This window comes from Gemmatimonadota bacterium (assembly GCA_041390125.1).
Taxonomy (GTDB): domain Bacteria; phylum Gemmatimonadota; class Gemmatimonadetes; order Longimicrobiales; family Gaopeijiaceae; genus JAGQIF01.
Genome location: JAWKQN010000027.1, coordinates 34,237 through 40,607, shown reverse-complemented (window position 1 = coordinate 40,607; position 6,371 = coordinate 34,237). Strand labels below are relative to the sequence as shown.

Below are 6,371 nucleotides of genomic sequence, written 5' to 3'. Positions count from 1 at the left end.
CGCGGGGGATGATCAAGACGGGCCTGGGTCGGCGGATCGCGTTCCTGTTCATCCGCGCGCTAGGTCGCCGTTCGCTCGGGCTAGGATTCGCGCTCGCCTTCACCGAGTTGGTGCTGGCCAGCTTCATCCCTTCGAACGGCGCCCGCTCCGGCGGGATCGTCTTTCCCATCGCGAAGAGCCTGGCGGAAGCCTACGACTCCCGCCCCGGTCCCACCGCCGGCAGGCTGGGCGCGTTCCTGATGATGTTCCTGTATCAATGCTGCTGCGTCACCTGCGCGATCTACCTGACGGGACAGGCGTCGAACGCGCTGATCGCGGCCTTCGCGGAGCAGACCGCGGGGATCGACCTCGGCTATGGGCGGTGGCTCCTGGGGGCGATCGTCCCGGGGTTGGTGGGGCTCGTCGCCGTCGGGTTGCTCGTCTATCGGATGGCACCCCCCGAGGTGACGCATACTCCGGCGGCCGCCGAGCTGGCGGAGGCGGAGCTCGCCGCCCTGGGCCCGATGGGCCGGCCCGAGCGCCTCATGCTGATGGTGTTCGGTCTCGTCGCATCGCTGTGGATGACGACGGCCTTCCACCACATCCACTACGCAGCGGTCGCCCTGCTCGGCATCGCCGTGCTCCTGTTGACGGGCGTCCTCGGATGGGACGATCTCCTGGGCGAGCGCGCGGGATGGGATGTCTTCATCTGGTACGGAGGACTTGTCCAGCTCGCGGCGGCGTTGTCGAACACGGGACTCACCGGACGCTTCGCGGAGGCGGCGGCCGCGCTGACCACCGGGTGGCCCTGGTGGGCGGCGTTCGGCTCGCTGCTGTTGATCTACTACTACTCCCACTACGGCTTCGCGAGCATCACGGCGCACGCGACGGCCATGTACGCGCCGTTCCTGGCCGTCATGCTGGTCGCGGGAGCTCCGCCGGCCGTGGCCGCGTTGTCCCTGGCCTATGGCTCGAACCTGATGGCGTCGGTGACCCACTACGGCACCACGCCTGGGCCGATCTACTTCGGGGCCGGCTACGTATCGCAGACGCAGTGGTGGCGGGTCGGCCTCGCGGCGTCGGTGGTGTCGCTCGCGGTCTGGCTGTCCCTGGGGATGGCGTGGTGGAGGCTGCTTGGCTGGTTCTGAGCGCCTCCCATCCGCGTCAGGTGCCGAACGCGGCCGCGTAGTCCGCGAGCGCCGCGCGGATCACCTGCTCGGCGTGCTTTCGCGGATACGGCTCCCCTACCCGTGCCGTGGCCTGCTCGCCCGGAAGGGTCTTGTACGTCGCAAAGTAGTGGCGGAGCCGTTCGATCATCGGCCGTGGAAGCTCGTCGAGCTCGCGGACGGAGGCCCACGCCGGATCGCCATCGAGAACGGCGACGATCTTGTCGTCCGCTTCGTCGCCGTCCAGCATCGGAATCCCCCCCACGACGCGCGCGGTTACGAGGATCTCCGCCCGCTCCACCGGGCGCTCGCTGATCACGCAGATGTCGAGCGGGTCCAGATCGCCGGCGCGCGCTCCGTCCATGCACGCGGCGACCCGTGCTCCTGCAAGCGTGCGGGGGATGAACCCGTACAGCGCCGGTGGCAGCGAGGACGTGCGTTGGGGACGGTCCACGCGGAGGTACCCCGACTGTTTATCGATCTCGTACTTCACGAGATCGAAGGGTGTGATCTCCACGAACGCCTGCACCCGCGCGGGAGGCCCCGGGCCCGCGCTGAGCCCGTGCCAGGGGTGTGGTCGGAAGCGTTGGATCTCGTCGCGCATCGGCTGACTCCGCCTTCTCGGTACGAGCGGAATGTGTCCGGCGGCTCCGCGACCCGCCAGTTCGCAATCCGTGTTCGCCAGATCGAGCGTCGATGCGGAGGCTGGCATCCAGACCAGCTCCCGACGCCGTGCATCCGTGTCCACTGAATCGGAGGGAGAGGCGGCCATGAACGGGTCGCAACGGTGGGGTACCCGAGTGGGGCTCGTGCTGGCCATGGCGGGCAATGCGGTAGGGCTGGGCAACTTCCTCCGCTTCCCGGCGCAAGCGGCGCAGAACGGTGGGGGAGCATTTCTCCTGCCCTATCTGATCGCGTTCGTGCTGATGGGCCTGCCGCTCCTGTGGGTGGAGTGGGCGATCGGGCGCCACGGCGGCGCGTTCGGGCACCACTCGGCGCCGGGAATGTTCGCCCGTCTCGGGCGCTCGCGCTGGCTGAAGTACATCGGTGTGTTCGGTCTCTTCACCAACCTGACCATCGCGGCGTACTACTGCTACATCGAGTCCTGGACCCTCGCCTATGTGGTCCACTCGCTGCGCGGAACCTTCGCCAGCGTCGACGCGGCGGAGTTCTTCCCGCGCTATCTCGGCGTGCACGAGCGGTCGCTCTTCGCCGTGCCGCTCGAAGCGTTGGGCTTCTTTGCCGCGACGTTGGTGCTGAACGTCTGGATCCTCTCGCGCGGTCTCGTGCGTGGAATCGAGACCGCGGCCAAGATCGGCATGCCGCTACTGCTCGGGTTCGCGGTCCTGCTGGCCATCCGCGGGCTGACCCTGCAGCCGGGAGCGGAGGGCGTGGTCCAGAGCCCGCTCGAGGGCCTCGACTTCGTCTGGGCGCCGGACGTCCAGGGCCTGACCAACTTCTCCACCTGGCTGGCTGCCGCCGGGCAGATCTTCTTCACCCTGTCGGTCGGGATGGGCTCGATCCACTGCTATGCGTCCTACCTGAAGGCCAAGGACGACATCGCCTTGAACGCCTCGGCCGCGGGGTGGATGAACGAGTTCGTCGAGGTCGTTCTGGGCGGCACCATCCTGATCCCGATCGCCACCGCCTATCTGGGCCTGCAGGCGGTGCAGGCCGCCACCGCCGGCGGGAGCGGCTTCGGCCTCGCCTTCCTCACCCTTCCCAGCCTCTTCAACCACTGGGGCGCTCTGGCCCCCGCGGCCGGAGCGATGTGGTTCGGTCTGCTCTTCTTCGCGGGGATCACCTCGTCCCTCGCGATGGGGCAGCCCATCCTGGCGTTCCTGGAGGACGAGCTTCGGTGTGGAGCGTCGGAAGGGTGCGCTGCTCTTCGGTGCCGCCACCGCGGGTTGGGCTTCCTCTGCGTGTGGCTCTACCCCGGCGGCACCTTCGATGAGTTCGACTTCTGGACGGGCACCTTCGCGCTCGTCGTGTTCGCCCTGCTGGAGGTGCTGGTCTTCGGCTGGGTGTTCGGGATCGATCGGGGCTGGGAGGAGATCACGCGCGGGGCGGACATCCACGTCCCGAGATTCTTCCGCTTCGTCATCCGCTACGTAACGCCGGCCTTCATCGGCGTGGTGTTCGTGGGCTCCCTTCTGCAGCCGGTCGGCAGCGACTGGCCGGCGGCCTGGGGATCGTTCGTGAGCGGGGGCGGTTGGCCGTTCGCGCCCGAGAGTGTCATCGGACGACTCGGCCACGTGGGAGACCCGAGCTGGGCGTGGCGGGACCCGGCCACGGGAGAACCCACTCGTGCGTTCGTGCAGGACGCGACCCGTGTCCTGCTGCTGCTCGTCTTCGTCGGCCTCGCCGCGTTGGTGCGGATGGCCTGGCGCCGCAAGGAGGCTGTATGACCCGCACGGCTCTGGTCATGCTCGTCGTCACCTGGACGCTGATCGCCGGATTCACCATCCGCTACTTCGCGCTGATCCTCCGGCGCCCGATGGACCGGGACGAGCAAACCGACCCGGACCGATAGGCCGGCGCACCTCGAGGGGTGGGCGTGCGCCCGTTGCGCCGGACACGGTTCCGGGACGGCGCCGGACGCGACTACCCGACCGCGCCGATCGCCTGGATCTCGATCGCGGCGCCGTAGTGCAGGGGGCTCACCGGAACGACGGCCCGGGCCGGCCGGTGATCCCCCAGCACCCGGGTGTAGACCTCGTTGACCGTACCCCAATCGTCGCCGTTCGAGATGTAGATCGTCATCTGCAGGACGCGGTCGAGCCCGCTGCCCGCGGCGTCCAGGATGGCCTGGACGTTCCGCAGCGCCTGCTCCGCCTGCTCGGCCACGGTACCCAGGGTCCGGGTGGCGTCGCCCGGCCGGAACGGGAGCTGGCCGGAGACGTAGACGACATCTCCGTGCACGATCCCCTGCGAGTAGTGGCCACCGGCGGCCGGAGCACGATCGGTAGTGACGGGTCGGATGGCGCTCACGAGGTATCCTCCGGATCGGGCTTGCCCCGCACGGGCGGGGCGTGGAAGCTCCATGGGGTCGCGGAACCGGAACCCCCGCTGTGGGACCGCGACCGGTGTTTCCAACCCTAGGACGAAGCCATGGCAACGGCCAGACGGCGCACCCTCCACGCCGCGGCAGCGGCGCTCCTCCTGGTGACCTGCGGAGGGGAGCCCGAGCCCGCCGGGGAGGCGGGCGGGGGTGGTGGAGCCCGCACGGTCCGGGTGGCGCTCTTCAACGTGCAGGAGATGTCGACCGCCAAGCTGATGGACGTCGACGACAAGGGGGAGGGGCAGGACCCCCAGCTGCGCGCGGCCGCGGCGATCCTCCAGCGCATCCGACCGGACGTGCTCGTCCTGGAGGAGATCGACCACGACTACGACGGAGCCGAGCACGGACTGGACCTGAACGCGCGACGCTTCGTGCAGGCCTATCTGACGCGGGGCGAAGCGCCCCTCGACTTCCGCTACACGTGGGCGGCGCCGAACAACACGGGGCTGCTCTCGGGGTTGGACCTGAACGGGGACGGGATCGTGGCCACGGAGAAGGACCTGCGCACGCGGGCCCACGGCGACGACAGCTTCGGCTACGGGGAGTACCCGGGACAGTATTCGATGGCGGTGCTGTCGCGCCTGCCGCTCCTTCCCGATCGGGCACGCACGTTCGCGCGCTTCCGTTGGCAGAGCCTTCCCGGGCACCACATGCCGGTCGGGTTCTACGCGGAGGCGGCGCGTGAGGCCCTGCGCCTGTCGAGCAAGTCGCACTGGGATCTGCCGGTGCAGGTGGCCGACACCGTGCTGCACCTCCTCGTGAGCCACCCCACGCCGCCGGTGTTCGACGGCGAGGAGGACCGGAACGGTCGGCGCAACTTCGACGAGATCCGCTTCTGGGCCCTGTACCTGGATGACGCGCCGGAGCTCGAGGACGATGCCGGCCGTCAGGGCGGGTACGATTCGGATGCCCCGTTCGTGGTCGTCGGCGACCTGAACGCACGGCCCAACGCAGACGAGTCGCTGTACGACGGACGGACGGCGATCTCCCAGCTGCTCGAGCACCCGCGGATCCAGGACACGGGGGATCTGCTGATCAGCGAAGGGGGACGCCGGGGGCGCCCGGCGGGTCCGCCGGACCACTGGGAGCGGGCCACCACGGGGTTCGGTGGCGGCTCCCGCATCGATTACCTCCTGCCGTCCATCGGGATCGAGGTGCTGGACGGTGGCGTCTTCTGGCCGGACGCCGCCAGCGACCCCGAAGGCGCCGCCTGGGCCGACGCGGCGTCCGATCACCGGCTGATCTGGTTGGACCTGCGCCTGCCCTGAGAAGGGTTTGCGAGGTGGAGCGGCTGCTCGCCTCGTCGCGACCGCCGCGCCCGATCGGTTCGGCCCCCGCTGTCCACCCGCCACGCTCGGACTTCGAGCCAGACCCTCCTCTCGACCGGGTCCACCCCCACCCGTCGACCGGGGGCGGCCCCGCCCTCGGGCGGGTCCCGCCGAAGCCTCCGCGCGCCTCCTACGTAGTCCCTCCTGGACGTCTACGTCGTTCCCGTACGACGCAGGTGTCCGCGGTCCGGCAGATTGAACGCCAGAACGGAACGGAGGTGTCGCACCGCGACGCTCCCGATCGTTCCACCGAAGACGACATCCTATCGCTGCGCCGAGCGCGGAACGCGCCATGAATACGACCGATCGAAAGACGCTGACCTTGAGGGACCGGACCCAGGTCGAGGACCTCGCCGACGATATCCCTTCCGTACGCCGCGACTATCGGCGCATCCGTCTGGGGCTGGAGACCCTCCCCGAGCACGCCCGTCGGGACTGGGAGCTGAGACTCAATCGCCAGCTCCGCACCCGGGGCACCGAGGTGGCTGCGCTCGGATACCTGACGGCGCTCGTCGTCTACGGGCTCTACGTCGGGCTGGTCCCCGCGGCGACCCAGGGTACGCTCGACGCCCTGTCCGTCGGGGTCACCCTGATGGTGGGCGGTGCGGCGGTCGGGAAGCTGATCGGGCTGATCATGGCCAACCGCGCGCTGCGGCGTAGTGCCATCCTGTTGGAGGCGCTTCTGCGGGCCTCGGGCGCATACGGTGCAGCCGCGGAGCCGGGGCGCGCGCCCGAGCCCTCGCCCGAGGACGGATGGGCCCGCGTGGCCTGACGCCGGCCTCGCGGTACTCCCCTTGCACGTCCCCTCAGCCGCTCCGGTCGCCAATCGACCGGGAT

General features: G+C 69.7%; 7 protein-coding genes. 5 read left to right on the top strand and 2 right to left on the bottom strand.

What is annotated here, in order from left to right:
- Positions 1-1,127, top strand: a 1,127-nt coding sequence (locus tag R3E98_20730; GenBank protein ID MEZ4425833.1) for a DASS family sodium-coupled anion symporter, incomplete at its 5' end; no start/stop codon positions are given.
- Between the two features lie 16 nt (positions 1,128-1,143).
- Here R3E98_20730 and R3E98_20725 read toward each other — a convergent pair.
- Complete coding sequence (locus tag R3E98_20725) at positions 1,144-1,749, bottom strand: inorganic pyrophosphatase (GenBank protein MEZ4425832.1); 606 nt, start codon at positions 1,747-1,749, stop codon at positions 1,144-1,146.
- A gap of 136 nt (positions 1,750-1,885) precedes the next feature.
- Here R3E98_20725 and R3E98_20720 point away from each other — a divergent pair, with 136 nt between their 5' ends.
- Positions 1,886-3,553, top strand: coding sequence for a sodium-dependent transporter (locus R3E98_20720; GenBank protein MEZ4425831.1), 1,668 nt, complete (start codon positions 1,886-1,888; stop codon positions 3,551-3,553).
- Positions 3,550-3,678 carry a hypothetical protein gene (locus tag R3E98_20715; GenBank protein ID MEZ4425830.1) on the top strand — a complete coding sequence of 43 codons (129 nt, stop codon included), beginning with the start codon at positions 3,550-3,552 and terminating at the stop codon, positions 3,676-3,678. Before R3E98_20720 ends, R3E98_20715 begins: the two co-directional genes overlap by 4 nt.
- Before the next feature lie 71 nt (positions 3,679-3,749).
- On the opposite strand, the gene R3E98_20710 is transcribed toward R3E98_20715, so the two are convergent.
- Positions 3,750-4,136, bottom strand: a complete 387-nt coding sequence (locus R3E98_20710; GenBank protein MEZ4425829.1) for a Rid family detoxifying hydrolase — start codon at positions 4,134-4,136, stop codon at positions 3,750-3,752.
- A gap of 120 nt (positions 4,137-4,256) precedes the next feature.
- Here R3E98_20710 and R3E98_20705 point away from each other — a divergent pair, with 120 nt between their 5' ends.
- The gene (locus tag R3E98_20705; protein ID MEZ4425828.1) at positions 4,257-5,474 is read left to right on the top strand and encodes an endonuclease/exonuclease/phosphatase family protein; all 1,218 of its coding nucleotides are present in this window, start codon (positions 4,257-4,259) and stop codon (positions 5,472-5,474) included.
- Between the two features lie 352 nt (positions 5,475-5,826).
- Positions 5,827-6,306 (top strand): hypothetical protein, encoded by a 480-nt coding sequence (locus R3E98_20700; protein MEZ4425827.1) that lies wholly within the window; start codon positions 5,827-5,829, stop codon positions 6,304-6,306.
- The last annotated feature ends 65 nt before the right edge of the window (positions 6,307-6,371 follow it).